The organism is Oscillochloris sp. ZM17-4, assembly GCF_019599295.1.
Taxonomy (GTDB): domain Bacteria; phylum Chloroflexota; class Chloroflexia; order Chloroflexales; family Chloroflexaceae; genus Oscillochloris.
The window spans coordinates 1-22,093 of sequence record NZ_JAIEWN010000061.1; the positions used below are offsets into that span (position 1 = coordinate 1).

Genomic DNA, 22,093 nt, shown 5'->3' on the forward strand with positions numbered 1-22,093 from the left:
AAAGCTTGTCTTGGGAGGCAAAGGCCAGGCGCTGGGCCTCTGAGCGGCGCAGCTGGATCTGTGTGTTGGCCTCGGCCGTGCGTAGCTCGATGACCGTTTGTGATCCGCGCTGCGCGAGCGCGATAGCCTGGAGCGAAATTCGCCAGACCCCGTAGAGGAGGCCCAGTGCAAATATGGCAAGGGCAAAGATGATCCGGTTGGCCATACGCTTGCGCTGCTGCTGACGCCTTTGCTCCTGAGATGCGATCAGGAACGCCTGCTCATCTTCGCTCAGTTCGAGATCGCGTTGTTCCTGTTGCGCCTCCCGCAGCTCCTTCCCGCGTAGCAGCAGCCCATCGGGTCGGTCGGCGCGCTGCCACAGGCGGGCCTGGCGCTGGAGCGTGCTCAGGTTAGCCTCGAACCATGCCGCGTTGTCCGCACGCGCCGGCGCGATCAGCCGGTCGTGGGCCAGCTCGTACCAGATGAACCCGCGGCGCTCCTCGGCGTGCAGCAGGTGGGATCGCACCAGCGCCTGGATGGCGGTGTCGGCCAGCCCGTCGGGGTCATCTGGTTCACGCAGCACCTGGCTGCGCAGGCCCGTCTCGGTGATCAGCTGGGCCTCGACCCAGTCGCGGATGGCCTGCTCGCCCACCCCGCTCGCCGCCGCCGTCGCCGCGACCTGGGCGGCGTAGTAGCCGCGCAGCGCCGCGTCCACATCGCCGGCAGCGATGATGTCTTCCACAGCGATCGCATCCCCGGCGGTCCGCTCCCACAGCTGGTAGCAGACCACCTGGAGCTGCACGGGCTCGATCACCTGGCCCAGCACCGCCTCGCTGCCGCCATCGGGCCGCTGCACCGTCGTCTGCCGCAGGTCGTCCACCAGGCGCGTGGCCGCAGCATCGGTGAAGTCGCGGCCGGCGGCGCGGGCTGGCCCCTGCATGGCCCGCCGCGCCTGCGCGGGGTCGAGCAGATCCAGCCGGTAGGTGGCGGTCAGGCGGGTTGGGATGGGCAGCAGGAAGGGCTTGATCGCGCCCAGGTAGTCCTCGCGCAGCACAAACAGCGCCCAGATACGCGGGCTCTCCAGCAGCGCGCCCAGCTCGGCGAAGAAGGCCGCCTTCGCCGCCCGGTCGGTCGGGTCGGCGCTGAGCACTTCCTCGAACTGGTCGAAGATCAGCAGCTCCTCGGCGTCGTCGGGGGCCGGGTGGCGCTCCAGGTAGTCATGCAGGCTCAGGGTGGCCAGCTCGTCAGCTGTCAGGCGCTCATGCGGCGGCAGCCCCTCATCGATGCTGAGCAGGGCGGCGGCGCGGAAGCGGTTGTCGCCACGCACGACCGTCTCCGCCCCGACGCGGATCACCGGGCGCACCAGGAAGCCCTCGTCGCGCAGGCGCGGGATGAGCGCGGCGCGCACCAGCGAGCTCTTGCCCGCCCCCGAGGGCGCGTGCAGCAGCACCAGCCGGCGGGCCAGCAGCAGGTGGAACAGCTCCTCCAGCTCGCGCTCGCGCCCGAAGAAGCGCGCCCCCTCGCCCTCCTCAAAAGCGCGCGGGCCGACGTAGGGGTTGGTCAGGATGGCGTCGCTCATATGCCCCGCTGCTGCCGCTCAGCCTGCGCGGCCAACTCGCGCAGAAAATCCTCGGCGCTGCCCCAGTAGATGCTGATGTTGGTCTGGTAGTTCAGCGCCGCCGTCGGGCCGAAGTAGCTCTTCAGGAACTCGCGTGCCGCCTGCGGGTTGAGCATGGCCCCTTCCTGCGGGTCGATCTGCACGGCCACGTGGGTGTAGCGCCGGCGCAGCTCGGCCCCGGCCATGTTCATCACGCTCTGGAAGAGCACCCGAAAGTTCCAGTCCTCCAGGCGGAAGCCCAGGAAGAGCAGCGCGGTGTTTACCAGCGCGCTGCCGACCACTTTGGGCAGCAGATCCTCGTTGCGGGTCACGCCGATCAGGTAGCGGAAGTAGTCGTCCTCGGTCAGCACCAGCGACTCGGGGTCGTCCAGGCGACCGAAGAGGTGGTAGACCAGCGGCTGCTCAGGGGTGGGCATGCCGGTCGGCGCCTGACTAAGCTCACTGTGGCGGTTCCAGGGGCAGATCTGGGCCTGCGGCTGCTTCCCGGCCTCGCGCAGCGCGTCGCTGAGCAGACGATCCGGGTTTGCGCTGAGGAAGATCGGCAGCGGCAGGCTGGCCAGCACGCGGTAGGGCTCTCCCGCATCCTCGGCCCGCCGGCGCGCGCCAATCTGTGCCAGCTGGACGTCGAGCGTCCCATCGGGCAGCGGCGCATCAGCGCGGACGGCCAGGGCCGCGCGGATCGTCTGCGTCAGCTCGTCGCGCAGAAAATCGGCGTCCTGCTGCACTGCGAGGTACTGCGCAACCTGGGGCAGGTCGTCGCGGGCACGAGGGGCGAGCGGGAAGTGGTGGCGGGCTGCCAGGTGGCGGGCCAGCTCGCGGGTGGAGCCGGTGAGGCTATCGAGCAGGCCGGGGCCGAGGATGGGCGTACATTTGCCGCGGGCGATGCTGCCGAGCAGCGCGGGCCACTTCTTAAAGTCCTCGGCCTCGAAGCCGGGCTCGTACCAGATCCGCCCGCTGCGCAGGCGGGTGAAGAGCGCCGGCATCCACCAGTCGGGCCGGCCGGCGATGGACTGGCGCGCGGCGGCCAGGGCGCGGTCGATCCGCCCGTCGCGGCGCAGCTCGCGGAAGAAGGCCGGCGCAAAGACCGCGTTAGTCTCCAGGCTCAGCTGGCCATGCATCGCGATCACGGCGGGGATGCCGGCGGCGGACATTCGTGGCCCGAGGGCGGCCAGGGCGTCGCGGCTGCTGTCGCCCGCACTCTGGCAGCTGGACAGCAGAATCAGGCGCGGGCGGGTGGACAGGTCGGCGAGGCGAGCCACGAGGTCGGCACCAGGGACGCGCGCCACCTGTCCCTGCCCGTCGTCGAGGAACAGCCAGGGCTCGCCGTCGGCCAGTGCGCCGTGGGCCAGCAGGTACAGGATGTCGTAGCCGTCACGCAGCTGGCTGATGATCGTCGGCAGGCTGGCCTGACCGGGCGCGGCCAGCACGGTGGTAGGAATGTCACTAAGCCCGACCAGGGCCAACTGCTGCTCGCCGGCGGCGTCGATCGGCGCCAGGCGGAAGAGATCGAGCCCGGTGGGGGCGGCGATCACCGCCAAGGCGCGCAAGTCGCGCTTTGCGCGCAGCGTCACCGGCTGCCAGTCGGCGCTGCCCAGGGCGCGGGTCAGCATGAGCTGCTCGCTCAGCGCCAGAGGTTGGTCGTTCTGCGGATCGCGCAGCGTCTCCCAGCGCAGGGTGTGGAGCTCGGGGGCGTCGGCGGTGATAGAGAGCCGTAGGCGCAGGGGCAAGCCCTGGCTCTGTGCGGCGGCGCGGCACTGGGCGAGGGCGCTGGCGAGGACGGGATCAGCGAAGAGTATCGCCCACAGCGCCCGCCCATAGGCACGTGGGTCGAGGGCCAGCTCCAGCAATCGGGCAACGTCGAAGGTGACACTCACCAGATGCTGGCCGAGGGGCCGCACATCGGCCTCGCTGCTGGGCTGGCTGAAGACCAGATCGACGGCGTAGTGGGTCGCATCGCGGCGGCGCAGGCTCAGCTCCAGATCGGCGGGGTCATCCACAGAGCACCCTTATGTAGATGCGAACCGATGTCGATGTGGATGAGTCTACCGGAAGAGGCTCCCATGTAGGTGAAGATCACACCATTCTGGTGGTCATGTATGGCAACGCAGCCACCACCACATATGATCGTCACACCAGGTGCCGCAGGGCCGCAGGGACGTAGCTGCTCATGCGGCGCGGTGCGGATGCTGGAGGGCGCGGGCTTTGGCCATGCGCACGAGGTGCTCTAGCAGGAGGTAGCGCTCCAGCTCGATCACCTCGGGCCCGGTGAGGCCGCCCTGCTTCTTGCGCTCAAGCAGGGCGCTCACCCGCTGCTGGAACTCGGTCGAGGGCCGCAGGGCCAGGATCTGGGCGGGCGTCGGCTGGCTGGTGAGCACCTCGATGATCGCCTGCTCGTCGAGCGACGACGGCTGCGCCTCGGCCTGTACCTCGCGTAAGCCGCGGGCCAGAACCTCAGGTAGGCGATCATGCATCTGCCGCAGCTCCTGGCCGAGCTCGTCAGGAACCTGGATCGTGATCTCAACCGTCATCGAGTGCCTCCTGAACCTTGCATACCCGATCATGGTACGGTTCCGCTCCGCTGGAGTCAAGGCTCTTTGTTCGAGCATATGAGCCTCATCTTGCGGCGGCGAGTTATTGCGCCATCGCTAGCGCCCCGGCCCGCTCGATGATCGCCCGCGCGATGCTCGTCGCGCCGCTCGACTGCGGGTAGACCGGGTCGCGCAGGTATGGCCCGATGCCGTAGGTCAGGGCGTGGGTGAGGCAGGTCGTCACCACCACGCACATATCAGCATTCTGCGCTAATGCGCGGGCCTGGTCGGTGAGCACGGTGTCCTCGCAGAGGCGGATCTGCACGCCGGGGTTGCGCCGGCGGATCAGCTCGCCGGCCCGGGCCGCGCTCTGCGGGCGCAGGGTGAAGATGCCGATGCTGTAGCCGACCGGCAGCTGGGCAATGGGGTCGTCCTCGTCGTCCTCGGGCGCGGCGAGCCGGGCCCGCAGATCATCCAGCAGGTCGGCCCCGGGATGCGCCCATGTGGCGAAGGCCAGCCAGCCCTCCAGCGTGACCCGGTCGGGCGGGCGGGGCGCCCCGAGCACGGACTCGGCCCACGCGCGCAGCCACGGCCCGAGGGCCGGCCCCTGCGCGCCGTAGGCGGCCAGCAGGTCGAGCGTCTCTAGCGCCGCATCGCCGAGGGCCGGCGCCGGGCTGTCCAGCCAGCCGGTCAGGTGCGCGACAGCCGTTGTGATCGTCGACGGCGACCGGCGTAGCCGGGCCTCGGCGAGCCGCAGCAGGGCTAGCGTGGTCAGTATGTTCACCTCGCGCTGATCTAGGGTCGCCGCGTAGAGCGCCTCATAGACATCGGCGTGCGCCGTATCCTTACGAGGGAACAGCGAGTCCTGAAGGAAGTGGTCGCGCAGCTGGCGGATCGCGTCGCGCAGGTGCGGTCGTGATAGCGCCGCGCCCCCGGCCGCCAGATCGGTCAGCCGCCCGGCCAGCTCCGCGACCCGATCATCTGTCCAGTAGCGGTCATCCGCCGCCGCCACGGCGGCGAGCGCCTGCGGGAGCCTGCGGTCGTCGGGGTCGGCCGCTGCTACAGATAGCCAGACGAGCCAGTCGCTGATCGGCGGCTCATCTGGGGCGGCGGGCACAGGCGGCGACACGCTATCGCTGAGCGCCCTGACGATCTGCGCGTAGCGCCGGGTAGCGAGCAGCGCGTCCTGCTGCTCCTGGGGAAGCGACCAGAGCTGAAGCAGGGCCTCCTCTGCCTGGGTCGTATCTTCGCCGAAGAAGGCCGCCTCCAGCATACCTTGTGTGCGCGCCTCAGCGGTATCCAGCTGCTCGGCGATGTGCCACGCTTCATCGTAGCGCCCTTCCATCAGGGCGCTGCGCAGCGCCTGCTCGGGGGTGAGCACGGGCACCTCTGGGGCCGCACCCAGAGTGAGCGGCTCCTCCGGCAGCAGGGCGAGCAACGCCTCGATTACCAGGCGTGTCTCCTCGTCGGCCGCGCGCTCGGCTAGCTGTGCGAGCGCGACCCGGTCGCCGGCCGCCGCCTCACGGTAGGCGAAGACGCGCAGCACCGGCCCGTAGGCCGTGTCCGCGACACCCTCAAGCAGACCGCCGAGCCGGATGCGCAGCCGGCGGAAGGTGTCGAGCGCATCGCCCCAGCGCCCGGCCTGCTCCAGCGGCAGCAGCTCGCTCTGGTGGAAGGCGGCGAGCAGGGCCTCGCGGGCTGCGCGCGGCGCCCGCAGCCGCGCAATGTCCCCGTAGTCCTCGCGGCGCCACAGCTCGTCCCAGCGCCGCTGCTGGGCCAGCAGCTGGACATCGAGGAAGGCGAGGTTGTCCGCCGATGCCAGGCCGCGCCGCCGTAGCTCAGCCAGCGTCGCCGCCGCCGCATCCCACGCGCCGGCGGAGAGCGCCGCGCTGAAGCTATCGTACAGCTCGCGGTAGCTCGGGCTGTGGGCGACCTGGAGCTGCGGGCGTCGCTGCTCAAGCGCCGCCCAGCGACCGAGGCGATCCAGCATCCGCTCGAAATGGCGCGCTGGGGAGCGCAGCAGGTAGTGGCCGGCCGGATAGACCATGGCGCCCAGGCGGCCGACCTCGCCCGCCGCCGGGTCGAAGGCCCGGTGTGACGGCGCGCCGCCGGCGTGCTCCGCGTAGGTCGGGATCACGAAATGGCCGATGGTCGACAGGGCCGCCTCCAGATCGCGCCGGACCGCCCCCATCACCAGCCAGGTATCGCTGCCCTCCTCGCGCACTGGGAGGATGGTCGGCTCGCCCTGGGCAAGCCGCTCAATAAGCGCGGCCAGGCTCTCGCTCGCCGCGATGGTCAGCTCCGCAGGGTCTGCGACGGTGCCGAGCGCGGCGGCGAGCGTGGCGGCAAGATCGAAGCGGGCCTGGTCGTTGAATACTACTGTTCTCATGCGGCGCGCCCCCACAGCTGCTCGGCCTCCAGAAGCGCCCGCGACACATCGCTGGGGTCAGTGCTCATCTCAACGCTCTCATCGCCAGCGCCCACCCCGCCCAGATCGAACTCGAGCGAGCCGCGCAGGTAGAACCGCTCGCTCACCAGCCCGCGCTCATCGAGCCGGGCCAGCCCGCGCCGCTCGACATCGGGGGCCAGCCGCGCGATAAAGGCATCGGTGTGCACATCCCCAGGGCGGTAGAGCACGCGCACGGCTGAGCCGCGGGCGGCCAGCGCGCCCAGCGCATCGCTCAGCCGCAGCTCAGTCCGACCGATCTCGGGCATAAGGGCGCGGAACTGCCCGAAAGGGCTAGAGATAACTGCCATATCGCCCAGGCGTGGGGAGATGAGGTAGAGCCGGCCGCTCGGCGCCATGAGCTCCAGGGCCAGCAGCGAGGCCAGCATGTCAGCGAGCTGGGTGGTGCCGCCCGGGGCGCGCGACTTGATCACACGGTTTGGCATGAGGTCACTCCACATCTATCGGGGGCGTAGCAGGCGCGGCGGTTATCTCTGCACAGAGATGATACGTCTGGGTGCGCCTGCTACGCCCTTACTGAGTGTCGCGCTATCGGCTATGATTAGCGCTGGGCCAGATCGCGGATCACAAGGCCCACCAGCCAGCCGGCGCCCCGCCGCTCGACACGCTCGACCGCCGGGTAGTGCCGCTGGAAGCCCACGTCGATCGGCGTCGTCAGCAGCGTCGTGATCTCTTCGCGCAGCGCGCCGATCTCAGCCTGGCCGCATGTCATCTGGGCAGCGTACTGCTCGGCCAGCTGCTCGGCCACCCGCTCCGCCCAGCCTGGCTCGCCATAGACGATCGTCTCGCTGGCCGATTCGACCAGCGCCCGCAGCAGCGCCCGCGAGGGCTTCACCAGCCGCTGGTAGGGCTGCCCGCGCTCGATGCAGTCCGGGCAGCTATCACGGCAGTCGAGCCAGAGCAGCGACTGGAGCAGGTTAAAGACCTGGCTCTCATCGGGGGCGCTCTCTGGGCCGCCCACGCGCTCCAGCACCTGCTCGACCTGCGCCCGGATCGCATCCAGCCGCCAGGCGGCCACCGCCATCACCCGCAGGTCGACCGCGCAGCCGAGCCGGTCCTGCTCCTGCCCCCAGCGCGCGGCGAGGGCCGCCACCAGCGCGTCGCTGTCCGTATCGGAGCTCGGGCGCAGGAGCTTGCTGTTGAGCGCCACCACGAGGTCGCGCGTGGCCGGGACGCCGTGCGGCTCAAGCGCCGCGCCGATCGCGCGCAGGGCCTGGGCGTGTCCGCGCAGGCTCGCGGCGCCACGGGCCGTGGCAAACGCGCCCGCGAGGGCGTCGTCACCCTGGCCGATCAGGCCCGTCACCGCGGATAGCTGGCTGGCAAGCAGCTCGCGATCGCAGTGCCGGAGCGTGTCGAGCAGCTGGAGATCCAGGTCGCGCGGGCGGCGCGTGATCGCCTCGGCGATACGTTGGATAATACCGACCCCGCCAGGCGTCCGCTCGGCGATCCAGATCGTGTCGCCCTCCACGTCCATCGTCAGGTCGTCGGGGTCGATGTCGGACGCGACTCGGGTGACGGCGTCGAAGAGGACTGCGCCGAGCGAGGCCGCGTAGCACTCCTGGAGCCACGCGCCCAGATCCGCGTCGGGCGCGGCCCAGAGGGCGGCGCTACAGTCGGTGAGCGCTGCGGCCACCTCGGAGGCGGCGATCAGATCTGCCAGACGCTGGCGCAGCCGCCCGCTGCGCTCCAGGTCGTCCTCCTCATCCACCCGCTGGCTCTGGAAGATCACGTCCATCGTGCGCTCGGCCAGGGTTGCCCGCGTGCGCGCCACCTCCTCGGCCGCCGTCGGCAGATCGACCTGGCGGGCGACAGCGGTCGCCACCAGCATCGAGAGCTCCAGCTGCCAGAGCCAGCCAAGCTCGAAGTCCGAGAGCTCCCGACCAACAAGGCGCGGGTCGCGCTCAAGGCGGTGGAGCATATAGGCGGGGATGAGATGCTGGCGCAGGCGTGGCCAGCTGGGGCTGCCGAGCATCCGGGCCGGGTCAAGCGGGGCGAAGGTACCTCGCAGAGCGTCGACACACAGGCTGAACCCGAGCGCAGCCGGGGCCTCCCCCTCGACGAAGCGCAGGCGCCGCCGCAGCTCGCCGCCGCCGCTGAAGCGCGTCTCGGCGCGCACGCCCACCGCAGCCCGCGTCACCTCGACCCAGCTGCCGGCTGCCTGCGTGTAGGCCCGCAGGTCGCCGAAAATCGCACCCCAGGGCGAGTCGGGCGCCAGGGCGATCGGGATGGTCGGCACCTCGTCCGCCAAGCCAGCCCGGCTCTGGGCCTCAAAGCGTGAGCGCCAGAGCAGCCGGGCGCTGCTGGTCGGCAGCACCGACTGGGGAATGATCGCCAGAGTGTAGGCCCGCGGCCGGTAGACCAGGATCTCCGCCCCGTCGATCTCAGCCCGCCGGGCCGCAGGGTCGCGCTCGACCGCGAGGTCGGCCAGCTGGACGCGGCCCTCGGCGATGCGGGCGGCGTCGGGAAGGGCGAGCCAGTGGGCCTCTTTCAGCAGGTGGCTGCGCGCATAGCGCTTCGAGACGTGTCCTGGCGCGTACTCGCCCATGCCCTGCTCAAGGCCCATCTGCTCATCGTCACGCATCGCTGAGCCAGCGACGGGGCGATCGGGGATGTGCAGCATCAGCTCGGGCAGGCTGAGTAGCGAGAAGAGGTTCGGCGTGACGACATCCGGCAGCGGGTCGCGGGAGATCGCATCTGACCAGGCGCTGACGATGTCGCCCTCCACGCGCTGCCAGTCGCTCTCCAGCTGGCGCAGCAGGGTCGGGACGACCTCAAGCAGCAGCGGGCGCGGCTCGGCCCAGAGTAGGCTGTCGAGGGCGTGGTCGTCCCCGCCAAGGCCCAGGGCCGCGTCCAGGTGCGCCCGCAGGCTGTCCAGCTGCTCGCCGCCGGCCAGGACATCCGCGAGGACGGGGGCCATCGCGCGGCGCTGGCCGTTTAGCCAGTCGCCCCGGCGCCCGGGGTCGCTGCTCAGGGCAGCCCAGACATCGGTCCGCGCGCCGCGCGCGGCCAGCGTGGCGGCCAGCCAGTCCATCAGCGCGTAGGCCGCCTGCATCTTGCGGACATACGTGTTTTCGAGGGGCAGTTCGAGCGGGGGCAGGCTCGGGCTGAATAACCGCTCGGCGTGCTGGAAGGCCCAGCGGTCGCGGCCGTAGGCCGAGGTGATGAGCACCATCCAGGGGCGCATGGCGCGCGTGCGGCCGGCGCGGCCCTTGCGCTGGAGGAAAGAGGCCAGGCTGCGCGGCGCCTTGTGCTGGATCACCGCCCCGACGGTCGGGTCGTTGAAGCCGACCTCCAGCGAGCTGGTGGCCACCACAAGATCCGCGCTGGCGCGGACGCCGCGGTACTGCGAGGAGGTGATGTCGAGGCTCAGGGGCGTCGCCAGGTCGTGGCCGATGCGCTCGCAGGCCCACCACCACTGGCCGGCGTCGCTGCGGCGGCGAGTCTCATCGACGCCCGCCCGCGGCGGCCTGGCTCGGTACTGGCTCAGCACCTTGTTGGACTCGGCGTCCTGCTCGATGTGGAACCAGCGGTTGATCACGTCGAGCGTATCGGTGAAGGCGAAGATCCGCTGGCCGTAGGCCCCCCGCGACACCGCGCCACTCGTCCGCTCCTGGGGCAGGTCGAGGATACGGCCGAGCAGCATGGCGGCCTGCACCGATGTGGAGAGCAGGCTCGTGCCCGACACCGGGTCGCCCTTGAGCACCAGGTTGTACTCGACGCCCTGCTCGACCATATCGGCCTCGGCCGGGGTGATGTAGCCAACCCGCTCGATCGGCAGGCCGGTGAGGCGGGCGAAGAAGGGCTCGGCCTGGGTCAGCGTGGCGGATAGCCCGACCACCACCAGGCCATGGCCGGGCCGGCGGCCCCGCGCGTGGCGCCAGCGCCGGAGCAGATGGGCGACCTGGGCCCCGCCCATGCCCTCGTAGGTGTGGATCTCATCGAGCAGCAGCAGCCGGGGCGGGCGTGCCACGCCCACGCCGAACAGCGCGTGCTCGCGCGTCCGGCTGAGCCGCCGGTTCAGCATCTCGGTGGTGGTGAACAGGATGTCCGGCGGGCGGCGCAGCATCTGCTCGCGGGTCAGGGAGATCTGCTCGGCGCTGATCACTGTGCCGCAGCTTACGCAGACCAGACGCGCGAACTGGCCGTAGTCGCCCCTCCTATTCGCCTCAGCCTCTGCCTGCACATCGGCGCGCCGCCAGACCAGATCGCCGCCGCAGGATGGGCAGGGCATCATCGGGAAGACCCAGCCGTCCCTGGCCCTGGTGAGATCCCAGCCCTGGCCATGCCGGGCCTCGGAGCTGAGCAGCCGCTCGGCCGAGACGGGCGTATCGCCGTAGTAGGCACCGACTATTATCGCCCCTCTGCCGTGGCGGCCCAGCAGGCCATCGAGCTTGCGGGCCTCGCTAAACGCCTCGGCGATCTGATCCTTCAACAGCTCGATCCGCGGGTAGATCGCCATAGCCTTCGGCGTGGTCGCGTCGGCAGGCTCGGCGGCGATGTGGGCCAGGGCCGGCACATAGAATGCCTTGGTCTTACCCGCGCCGGTGCCCGCGCCGATCACCAGCCCGCTGTCGCCGCGATCGCGCAGGGCTCCGGTCAATCGCGCCGCCGCGTCCAGCTGGAAACGAGCCAGCGCCAGCGGCGCGCCGCCCCGGTCGCGTAGGAGCACATCGGCTGCCGCCAGAGCGACCTCATCGGCGTCGCGATCCTCAAGCACCTGCAGCAGCGCTGATGCTGGCACATCCCGGCGCGGGTAGCGCCGGCGCTGGAGCTGGAGGCGCAGGTCGCTGACCAGCCTGGGCGCATCATACCAATTCGTCCAGGGCATGATCTGGCGCAGCAGGAAGAGCAGGCGCACCGCCTCGGCGAAGCGGCTGCGGTGGCGGCCCGGGTTCTCAAACACCAGCCGGCGCTCGACCAGGTTGGCGATGATCTGGTCTGGCGTGACCCCGCTCGCCCGCGCCCGATCCCAGAGATCGCGGCCGACCGGCGGCAGGTGATCGAGCAGGGCGGGCAGCTCCGCCGCCAGGTCGCTCTGGGCGCGCATAAAGCCCCAGCTGAGCAGCCGGGCCTCCTCCATCTCCACCATGGTCAGGGCCTCGCCGGCCAGCTTGTCGAGATCGTCAGTGTTTAGAGCGGGCATTGACATAGGGACACCCTTGCCGTCAGACGAATTTTATCGAGAAAGCAGTTGCCCTGTTACCTTCCTCAACCCAGCTACGGACGGGCGGCGTGAGATCGGCGAGCGTTGCCCTGCCCTCGACCACGTTCATCAGGAAAGAGCGAACCTCGTCGGGGAGGCGGGCCACGCTCTCTAAACGGCGACCAAGTTCAGTGAGCCGCCCGTCGAACTGGGCGAGCTGCGCCGCGCTCTGCGGGGGTTTGGTAACTTGGGCGCGGATCTGGGCGACCAGCTGCTTGATCTCGTGCTCGCTCGCGGCCACCTCGGGCAGGTAGGTCACCAGGCGCAGCAGCTCAAGGTATGGTGCCAGCTGGCCCTGGGCGTAGAGCTGCCAGCGCTCGCCGAGGTCTTTGAGCGCCGCCTGGGCTTTACGGCCTGTATTGGAGAGCGCAAGATTCTCACGGCGGCTTGTGCCCTCGGCAAATCGCTTTCGCGACGCCTGCGCCTCTTGCGCCACAGCGACGGTCTGGGCAAGCACCGGGGCGATCATCTCCGCGCCAAGCCTGTCTCGGCACACCTCTGCGGCCGCGGCGAGCTGGCGGGCTGCGTCGAGGAGCTTCTCTAGCTCGGTCAGGGTGACCTCGATCGCCTTCACCTCGCTCTGGGCGTCCTTCAGGCGCTTCGCCAGCACAATCTTCGCGCGCGTGTCGCTGAGCAGGGCGGTGATCATGGCTGCGCCTCCTGCGGCTGGGCGGCCTGGGGAGGCGCGCCGAGCAGATCGAGAATCTCGTCGTAGCGCGCCAGCGTCCGCTCCTCCAGGCGCAGCGCGTCGCTCTCGGCCTGGAGCTGGGCGATCGTTCGATCCTGCTGCGCGCCGACCTTGCTCGCCAGATCGATCAGCCTGGACAGATATGCGATGAAGTCGTGGGCCTGCTGCACGTAGCGCCCGCCGGCCGACAGGCGCACCGCGCGGGTGGCCCGGCCCGCCTCGTCGCGGGTGGTGCCGAGGTACTGGAGCAGGGTGCGCAGCATCTGGGCCTTGCCCGGCGGATCGTCGAGGTTGTGGGGGATGCCGTGGTCGCTCAGCGTCACAAGGAAGGCGTCGACCGCCTTCATCACCGCGTCGGGGCCATCCTCGCCGCTGATCTCGCCGAGCCGCGCCAGTAGCTCGGACTGGTAGGCCGCCTCGTCGGCGAGCAGATCATCAAGGCGCGCGGCCAGCAGGGCATAAACCCCGCCGGCATCCTTCCAGGTTGGCGATGTCCACTCGGCGATCGCCGGGATCTCACGCAGCGCCCAGTCGCGCCCGCGCAGCCGGGCGATCACATCCAGCGCCGTCGCCGCGTCGAGAAAGCGGATATCTGAGCTGGAGCCCTGGGGCTGGTTCAGCTGCTTGAGCAGCTGCGTGCGGCATGAGCGGGCGCGCGCCCCCTTGATGCTGCGCAGCAGGTCGGCCCATGCGCGGCTGTGAGTGGCCCTGGCCCGATCCACCAGACTCGCCCAGTCCTGCTCGCTCGACGGTCGGTCGGAGACCTCGACGGCGGCGGACTTGACGATCGCGCGCAGCAGATCGGCCGACGTGGTCGCGTCGTTGCGCAGGTTGTCGCTGAGCACATCGAGCATGAGGCAGTCGATGGTCAGCATCTCCACCAGGCTCATCGGGCTCGGCTGCTCGCGGCTCGGCTGGAGCACAAAGCTGATGATCTGCTGCTCGTTGGCCCGCAGCCACGCGCCCAGCGTGACCATGTGCGCGCCGAGCGCCTCCGGTCGCAGCTGGCTGCCGTAGGTGTTGAGGTCGGCGAGGGCCTGGAGGACGTAGGCGAGATCATCGCTGCGCAGTAGCGTCACCCTGTCGCCCACCGCCCGCCCCGACTGCCCCTCGATCTCAAAGCGTCCCGGCTTGATTCGTTCGTCCACCACGCCAGCCGCGACGCCATGCAACGTCCAGTCGATCGCGCTCTCGATGAAGCTGACCAGGAACTTACGCAGGTTCTCGTATTGCTCAAGCAAACCTCCAGTTCGCCAGCGCTCGATATCGGCGTCGTACTTGGTGCCGGCGCGCGGCTCCGGTTGTGGTTTAGGATCAATGTCTGGCTCAGGGTCCGGCTGTGGCAGAACGATCTCTCCTTCAGTCCCCTCGATCTGCCTGACACCGAACGCCCTAAAAACATCGGGCGCGAGCGTGCCGACGGCCCGCGCCGCCCCCTCGCCCCGCGCATCGATCGTGCCGTCGCCCCAGAAGAGGATGAGCGACTGGATGCGCTGCGCGTCGGGGCCGCCCTGGCTGGAGAGCATGCGCTGCTGCACGGGCTTGGCGAGGGCGGGCAGATTACGGTCGGGGATGCCGGCGGCGAGCTCCTTCGCCGGGGGCGGGAAGCTGCCCGCGATCACCTTTGGCCCGTGGGTCTGGAGCAGGTCGAGGATGACGTGGTAGAGCAGCGAGCGCGGCGTGCGGGCGAGGGTCGTGCTGTCGAGACGCCGGTAGACATTCCAGATCGCACGCTCGTTGAAGGGGTAGAGGCCCACCTCAACCGGCGGGCCATCGCCCGGCCCGATATTCACCGCGCCGAAGGCGGCGTGGCAGGGCTCGCGGTGCGGGCACTCATTGCAGCGGTTCGGCAGATAGTCGGCCCGCGCGCCGTCCTCAAACCAGACCGTGATGTCGGCCCGGTCGGCGCGCATCGCGTTCAGGTAGCGCGCCGACAGGTCGGCGGCGGCGGCCTGGCTCTGGAGCAGCCCGGCCTCTTTCTGATCTCCCGCACCACTATCGAGGGTGAGGTGATGCGTAATACGCTCGCGCATATTGTCTGGAAAGCGGCTGCTATAGTAGTCGTCTGTGATGCCGATGACGGAGGTCATCCGGCAGAAGTCGCGGTTGGCCTCGCCGGTGTGCTGGGTCGCCAGCACATCGATCAGACCCTGGTCGATCCCGGTGAAGGCGGTGATATCCTCGATCAGCAGGGTCAGCCCCTTGCCCTGCCGGCACAGCTCGCGCCGCAGGTCGTTGAATGTCTGGCGCAGGTCGTCGGCCGAGAGGGCGACCGTGCGGCTGATCGCGTAGTCGAGCAGGCGGTTCAGGTAGCCGGCCAGCTCCTCGCGCAGGTCCGGCTTGAGGTCGAGGGCGCTGGCTAGGGCACCGGCCTCCGGGTAGCCCTGGTGGATCACCGCATCTAACAGCTTGGCGCTGATCAGGAAATCATCGGCGACAAACTCGGGGCGGTCGCCGGCCGCCTCGGCCTGTCGCCCGGCGGTGAGGAAGACCGCGATTCGATCGATCGGCCCGCCCTCTCTCTGCAAAAACACGCGCACCGTTGGGTCAAGTAGGAAGTTCTGGATATTCCGCCGAATCTTGCCCTTCACTGACTCCTCGCGCTCGTAGGTGGCGACGCGCAGGTTGTCGAGCAGGCTGTCTTTCATTGCGCGGGCCGAGAGGCTATCGGCCGCGCCGCGCAGCTTCGCGATCTGCTGGCGCAGGGCGTCGCCGCCGATATCGAGCTTGGCGATGATCTGGCGCAGCGTGCCCAGCAGGCTGTTCTGGGCGCGCTCGATCAGCAGCACCGCATCCTGAGCGCCCATCTCGCGCTCGTAGCGCTGGTGCAGCCAGCGGATCAGGTGCGATTTGCCGGTGCCGGGGATGCCCTGGATCACCGCGAAGATGTGCCGGTCGCCCTGCGCGCCGCGCATCAGCTCGCCCAGCAGATCCGCCTCGCTCAGATCCCGCCCCCCGCCGGCGCGCACGTCGCGGATCTGGCCGAGCGGCGCGTGGGTGGCCATAAAGTCGGCGACATCGACGGCGATCGCCTCTTTGTTGATCACCTCGCCGATGCGCTCGTGCTGCCAGCACTGGTGTCGCGTAAATGCGGTCATGCGGCCCTCCTGCGGCAGATATGCGACACCTGAACAAAAGGTTGACCAGGGTAGAGCTGCCACTTTGTGGCGGCGTCGGCGACGAGGCTGAGCTCGATCGCCCCGGCCTCGTGCAGCACGCGCAGGCTGCTGGAGAGCATCAGGCTCAGCTGGCCGCCGCGCGGCTCCGCGCCCCGGCTGGCCTGCCAGCAGCGGTCGAAGAGGACGCCGCCGTCGAGCTCGGGGCATCGGTCGGCGAGCAGATCCATAAAGGCGCCGAAGGGGGCGGGGCGCTCGCCCTCGGGGAGCAGCTGGTCGAGCAGCGGCTCCAGCCGGTCGTGCGCGTCAGGGACGACCAGATCGCGCCCGCCGAAACGCAGGTTCCAGCCCAGGCCGAGGAAGACCGCCCAGTCGCGCCAGCCGTTCAGCTTGGTGGTGTTGAACTGGCGGCCCTCGGCGTCGGGGAAGATCTCGCTGTTGAAGCGCGTCTCGAAGTCCTTGCGCTCAAACTGGAAGACCCGGTCGTTCTGCACGGCGTACCAGGCGCTGTAGATGTTGAGCAGGTAGTTGTCGGCGCTGTCGTCGGTGATGCCCAGGAGCACCCCCTGCATGTGTTGCCGAAAGTCAGCGAGGCGTTCGACGCTCTTCGGCTCGACCTGGAGCGCTACGACCTTCTGCGCATCCTCGGCGAGCAGGCCGCAGCTGCGAGCTGCGGTGAAGACACCCTTCGCCGCCTCCTGATTCTCAAGCTTCGGCAGGGCGAAGCTGGGCTGGAGCAGGTCGTAGAGCTTCTCGCGGTCGGGCGCCTTGAGTCGCGAGGTCAGGCGCACCATCGCGTGCAGGCGCGGCGGCGTGACCAGGCTATTGTTTAGGATCTCGAAGGCCATAGAATCTCCTCAGAACAGATCGATCGCAGACTCATCGGCGATCTCGCCCAGGTCGCGGGAGAGGCCCTCGACCTTCTCGACCAGGCGGCCGTGCTCGCTGGGGAGGTGGAGCGAGCGCGGTGCGATATTCAGCCGCGCCGCGCCCGCCGGCAGCGAGCGGCGCAGCGCCGTGTGGAGGCGGTCGGCCTCGCGCTCGTCGCTGGGGTAGAGCGCGGCGGTTGGCACGGGCGCGAGGGCGTGCCCCTCAAGCTCGGTGAGGACCGCGAGGGTCAGGATATGGTGTGGGGTGCGGGCGTGATCCGCCAGGGCGCGGGCGAGCTCGTCGGCAAACGAGCCGCCCAGAACAGTATCCGGGAGGACGATCTGCTGCGCGCCCAGGCCGACCAGGGCCACAAGCTGCCGGATCATACCGCCCTGGTCTATCGGCGGGTCGTAGAGCAAGTTGAGCGTCTGCGATCGCCCGAGGATGGCGGCCAGATCATCGTTGAGGTACGCGGCGCTCGGCGGGCCCTGGTAGCGCTCGACCAGCAGCGGCAGGGGCTCGGCGTAGGGCGGGGAGCCGTCGCGCCGACAGGCCGGGCAGCCCCCGCAGGCGAGGGCCGTCTCAGGGTAGAGCCTGGCTAAGGTCAACGCCAGGCAGCGGCCCTGGCCCGAGGTCGCACCCTCGACAAGCTCGCGCATCTGCCTGGCCGCATCGAACAGATCGCCGAGCTCACGGTCGCGTGCGGCGCCAACCACGGTAAGGAACTGCTCGGGGTCTCTGGCCGCATCTGGCTGGTCGAAGCGCACACACATCCAGAGCGATGGCTGGCCGTCGGCGCGGCGCGGCGCATCGGGGCGAGCGTCGGCCCGCGCCTCAAGGATCGTCACCACCCCCGCGCGCTGGGCCAGCAGCAGCGTGTGCTCATTCCACTCGCGGTTCTTCTGGCTGCGGCGCATGTCCGGCTCCTCGGGCGGCACCGCGTCCATATCGATCTCCATGCGGTCGCCGTGGCCGTCGAGCATGTGCCCCGAGCTGAGCATGCCCCGCCAGCGGGCCAGGGCGCGCTCGGGCGTGATCCGCGCCTTTGTGGCCATACCCTCGGCGATCTCATGGTCGCCCCGCTCCGCGCAGACCAGGCTGATCGCGCCGCAGCCGTCGCGGCCGGCGCGCCCGACCTCCTGGTAGAAGCGGTCGATGTTCTCGGGGATGCAGGCGTGGATGACGGCGCGCACATCGCGCTTATCCACCCCCAGGCCGAACGCGGAGGTGGCGCACATCACATCGATCGTGCCCTCGCTCCAGCCGGCGATCAGGCGGTCACGATCAGCGGCCTTCGTCTCGCCGGTGAAGGCCTCCGCCCGCAGGTAGCCGGCTCGCCGAAGCGCGTCCAGCCAGCGGTTCGCATCCTCGGGCCGGGTCGCGTAGAGGATCAGCGGGCGGGGCAGGTAGCGCATGGCCTCCAGCAGCCGCGCCCGCCGCTCGCCCCACGAGCGGCTCATGCTCAGCCAGTAGCTGATCTCGGGCCGCAGGCGGCTGGAGTGGACGGTGGTGAGCCGCCGATCATCCACAAAGAGCTGCTCCAGCAGCGCCTCGGCCCTGGCCGAGAGCGTCGCCGAGAGCAGCAGCGTGCGCAGCTGTCCGCCCGAGCGCTCCACAAGCTGGCGGCGGTAGGCCGAGAGAAACTGGAAGTCGGTGCGGAACCCGGCGCCCCAGGTCTCGACGATGTGGGCCTCGTCGATCACCAGCCGTCGGATCGAGCCGCGGGCGGCGCAGTCGAGACAGATATCGTGAAGCTCGGAGCTGATCAGGGCCTCGGGCGAGAGGAAGAGCAGCGGGAGGGTGCCGGCCTGTAGCCCGCGCCGGATCACCTCGCGCGTCCCCACATCGGTCGCCCCGGTCCAGCACTGCGGCGCAAACTCATCGCTCTTCGGCTGTGGGAAGAACACCTTCGTGCGGCGGTAGTGGTCGAGCGCCAGCGCCACCGTCGGCACCACCACCAGGGTTGAGCCGCCCTTGATGCTGCCGCCGCGCGACTCAGACCAGGCCGGCAGCAGCGCGCAGAGACTCTTCCCTGCGCCGGTGGGCAGCGTGACGGTGGTGGTCGAGCCGGGGGCGGCGAAGAGGAAGTGCTGCACCGCCGCCTTCTGGGCCTCGGACTGGTAGCTTGTCCAGCTGCCCGCGCTCATGGCGTAGAGCGCGCCGTCGCCGAGGGTCGGCTTGTCAGATCGGCGCACCTCCAGCCGGTCAATGGCGCTCACGTCGCCGAGCCATTCCGGGCACCATGTCGCGGCGTCGATGTCGATCGCGCCGTCCCGCTCGTCGCCGATAGCGATCAGGCCCGGCTCGGGGCAGGCGCGCTCGATCGCGCGCCAGAGCGGTGCGGCGACCCGCAGCCCGCCGCCGCTCGACCGGCAGATCTGGCGCAGCAGGGCCGCCACATCCGCGTAGCCGGCCTGGCCGGCGCCAAGTCCCTGGAGCGCCTGGGCCAGCCGCAGGGCCGGCGCGGTGCGCGCCTGGTCCAGAGGGCGCAGACCCGCGCGCAGCGTCTCAACCTCGCGCAGGAAGGTTGCATAGTCGGACTGGGCATCGAGCAGGAGCCGGCGGGTCTTCGTGAAGATAGCGTCGATGCTCATCGCCCCTCCTCGATCGGATCCCAGAAGCAGATCGACTCCAGCCGGATGATCGGGCGACGGATTCCCATCACCAGGGACTCGGTGGCCTGGCGATACTCCTCAAGCGCCGGCCGCTCGACCTCCGCGCCGCCGCCGCTGCGGGCCTGCCAGCGCAGCCCCGCCTCCCAGCCGGCGACGCGCCGCGCGAACTCGCGCGCGGCATCATCGGCGCGCTCGGCGGCATACTCGATCACGTCGTCCTGGATAAACTGCGTGGCGGACGCCTCGCACGAGCGCAGCATATCGGACCAGACATCCGCCGGGTAGCGCTCGCGGAAGCGCGCGAGCGCCGACGTGCCATCCCTCCCGCTCACCTTGCGCTCCCCGAGGTGCGTGAGCGGCGAGGCCTTGAAGGGGAGATCGATGAGATCGACCCGAGGATCTGGGCGACGGATAGGTGTGCCATCGAGCCCGATTAGCAGGCGCAGGTATGGCCGGGGCAGGTAGCTCTGGGCGTGCAGCAGGTAGATCGGGTCGAGCCGTGCCGCGTAGAGCGCTTGCGGGTTGATCTGGAACGAGTAGAGCAGCGCGAAGAACGGCCCGCCCTCGGCGCGCTCGCGGTGGAATCCGACCGCGCAGCAGCGCCCGCGGTCGCACTCAAGGGCGTTGGTGATCACCGCGTCGGTCCATGGGTCATCGCCTGGTGCGAAGAAGACCAGATCCTCGCGCCGCACCGCGATGTCGCGGCTGAAGGTGCCGATGATCTGGGTCGTGCGCCTGTTGCCGAGGCGCCTGGCGGCCTCGGCCATGCTCGGCGGCAGGAAGCGCGCCTTGCGCATGGCGTTGAGCTTGAAGTTGCGGGTCTCGTAGGCCATCGTGTCGCCCCGCATCTGGAAGTTCGATAGCCCGGCCATCGACGTCCACTGGTGCACCGCGTCGCGGATCACCGAGCCGTCGCGGTAGCGCTCACCGATCGTCGCGAACTGCCGGCGCAGCTCTTTGTCATCGGACTCCCTCTCGTAGAGGCGCTCCTTCTCCACCTCCTCGCGCAGCGCGTCGGACTGTCTGCGCACCGGGTCGAGCAGGTCGGCCAGCCCCTGGCGCACGCTGCGCGCGAGCGCCTCAGCGAGCTGATCCTGGGTCGACTCCAGGGCGATCTCCATGCCGCTCATCGAGCGGGTGAAGAGCCCGAGTCCCGCATCCCAGAGCCGGAACAGATCATGCTCGACGGTGCCGCGCGCGAAGATCGGAACTGAGCGCACATCCTCTGTGCGGCCGAGCCGGTCAACACGGCCGATGCGCTGCTCAACCTGGGCGGGCGTCCAGGGGATATCGGCGTGGATGATGCAGTCGGCGATCTGGAAGTTGCGCCCCTCGCCGCCGAGTTCATCACAGACCAAGACGCAGCACTCGTCATCTGACTGGAAGCGGTCGGCGGTAGTCTGTAGCTCGGAGTCGGCCATCCCCGCGACGAACTGCTCGACTGCACCGCGGCCCAGCAGCGCGCGCAGCTTATCGACCAGGAGCGCCGCCGTCTGCGCCCAACTGGCGAAGATGAGCACCTTGGCGTCCCTTCGGCCATCGACCGCGAGGTATGCGGCGCGCAGGCACTGGGCGACTCGATCATGCGCCGGGAGGCTGATCGTCGATAGGCGCAGCTCGGACAGCAGCTGCTCGGAGCTGACCCGCCACTGCTGGGCCTGGCGGGCAAGCTGCTCTACAGCCGATCGGTCGTTATCCGGGGCGGGGGCCGCGGCGATCAGGCGCCGCAGGCGCTGAGCCTCATGGCGCGGGGCGACCGGGCTGAGCAGCGAGCGTTCGTCGCCAGCAGGCCGATCAGCCTGCCGTAGCGCCTCTGCACGCCAGCTTAGCATCTCACAGAGCGCCTGGGGGCTGCTGGCGGCGGCGTGGAGCAGCGCGCGCACATACTCGACCCCCATCGGCGTGGAGTCAACGGCGCTCAGGTAGCCCTGGGCGTAGTCGTAGAGATCATCGAGCGCCTGCTCCTCCTCGCCGATCGGGGCGTAGCCGTAGCTCGTGTCGAGCGTGCGCTGCGGGAGTGAGATCTGGAGGTTGGCCCGCCGGCTGCGGATCATGCGGCTCTCGATGCGGTAGTTCGCGCTCACGTAGGCGACAATCTGCCGGGCTACCTCGCGGGCCTCCTGAGGCGAGTCCTCCATATCAGCGAGATCGGAAAGCATCTCAGCAAGTACCGCATCATCGCCTAACACATCGGCCAGCGGCTCCAATTCCTCCAGAAGTTCCTCGCCATCGGCGTCGGCAGTATCAAGAAGCGGCTGCGCCAACGTGATCGCTGCACGGATTGGCTGCTGGGCTTCCAGTACGCACCGAAAGGACTCCATACTCTCGGAGCGGTAGCGGCGCGGATCGAGCAGCCGGAGCAGCGCCAGGTACTCCTCGGCGCGGCGCTGGATGGGCGTAGCAGTCAGGATGAGCACGCCCCGGGTGGCCTCGCTGAGCTGGCAGACGCGATCATAGAGGGTCTGGCTCTTGCGGAGATGGTGGGCCTCGTCGATGATCAGCAGGCCCCAACGCTTTTGGCTCAGCGCATCCCAGTAGACCGTGTACTCTGCCAGATCCTCCGCGCTGATAATCACCCCAGGGTGATCGCCCATCCGGATCTGGCCAGAGCCAGGTTGCACAATTGGAAAATCAAGCCAGAACTTCTTGCTCAGCTCATTGCGCCACTGGTGGGTCAGCGACGCGGGCGCGACGATCAGCGTGGCCATGGCTGGGTCGCGGCGGCGCAGCGCCTTGAGGATGACGCTGGCCTCGATCGTCTTGCCGAGGCCCACCTCATCGGCCAGCATAAAGCGGCACTCGGGGCTGCTGAGCACGCGGGCGATCACCTCAGCCTGGTGGGCGAGCAGGAACACGCGAGAGCCGACCAGATCCTCGATGCCGAACGTCGCGCTGCGCAGCTCGCTGTACACCTCGACCACACGGTCGCGCGGGATGTGCCAGGAGGGGTTCTGCAGCTCATAGGCCAGCGCCTGGCCCAGCGGGTCAGGGTCCTGGCGGGTCGAGCCG

At 69.6% G+C, this 22,093-nt stretch carries 10 protein-coding genes and 1 pseudogene; all 11 read right to left on the reverse strand.

Going from position 1 to position 22,093, the window contains the following annotated elements:
• Positions 1-1,558, reverse strand: a pseudogene (locus K2Z83_RS25340) (hypothetical protein); the annotation flags it as partial.
• A complete protein-coding gene (locus tag K2Z83_RS25345; protein ID WP_220597961.1) occupies positions 1,555-3,594 on the reverse strand; it encodes a CHAT domain-containing protein in 2,040 nt (679 codons plus the stop codon). The pseudogene K2Z83_RS25340 and the gene K2Z83_RS25345, both read right to left, overlap by 4 nt.
• A gap of 168 nt (positions 3,595-3,762) precedes the next feature.
• Positions 3,763-4,125 (reverse strand): hypothetical protein, encoded by a 363-nt coding sequence (locus tag K2Z83_RS25350; protein ID WP_220597962.1) that lies wholly within the window; start codon positions 4,123-4,125, stop codon positions 3,763-3,765.
• A 103-nt stretch (positions 4,126-4,228) separates the two neighbouring features.
• Complete coding sequence (dpdD, locus tag K2Z83_RS25355; protein ID WP_220597963.1) at positions 4,229-6,514, reverse strand: protein DpdD; 2,286 nt, start codon at positions 6,512-6,514, stop codon at positions 4,229-4,231.
• Positions 6,511-7,017 (reverse strand): phospholipase D-like domain-containing protein DpdK, encoded by a 507-nt coding sequence (dpdK, locus tag K2Z83_RS25360; RefSeq protein ID WP_220597964.1) that lies wholly within the window; start codon positions 7,015-7,017, stop codon positions 6,511-6,513. Before dpdK ends, dpdD begins: the two co-directional genes overlap by 4 nt.
• A 116-nt stretch (positions 7,018-7,133) precedes the next feature.
• On the reverse strand, positions 7,134-11,741 hold the full coding sequence (gene dpdJ / locus K2Z83_RS25365) for a protein DpdJ (protein ID WP_220597965.1): 4,608 nt from the start codon (positions 11,739-11,741) through the stop codon (positions 7,134-7,136).
• 16 nt (positions 11,742-11,757) lie between these two features.
• Positions 11,758-12,444, reverse strand: coding sequence for a hypothetical protein (locus K2Z83_RS25370; protein ID WP_220597966.1), 687 nt, complete (start codon positions 12,442-12,444; stop codon positions 11,758-11,760).
• Positions 12,441-15,581: a hypothetical protein gene (locus tag K2Z83_RS25375; protein ID WP_220597967.1), complete on the reverse strand. Its 3,141-nt coding sequence runs from the start codon at positions 15,579-15,581 to the stop codon at positions 12,441-12,443. The genes K2Z83_RS25370 and K2Z83_RS25375 overlap by 4 nt, the downstream gene beginning before the upstream one ends.
• Positions 15,578-16,447, reverse strand: a complete 870-nt coding sequence (locus tag K2Z83_RS25380; RefSeq protein WP_220597968.1) for a hypothetical protein — start codon at positions 16,445-16,447, stop codon at positions 15,578-15,580. The genes K2Z83_RS25375 and K2Z83_RS25380 overlap by 4 nt, the downstream gene beginning before the upstream one ends.
• Before the next feature lie 9 nt (positions 16,448-16,456).
• Entirely contained in the window at positions 16,457-19,063 is a 2,607-nt protein-coding gene (gene dpdF / locus K2Z83_RS25385) for a protein DpdF (protein WP_220597969.1), read from the reverse strand.
• The coding region (locus K2Z83_RS25390) for an SNF2-related protein (RefSeq protein ID WP_220597970.1) at positions 19,060-22,093 on the reverse strand (3,034 nt) is incomplete at its 5' end. The genes dpdF and K2Z83_RS25390, both read right to left, overlap by 4 nt.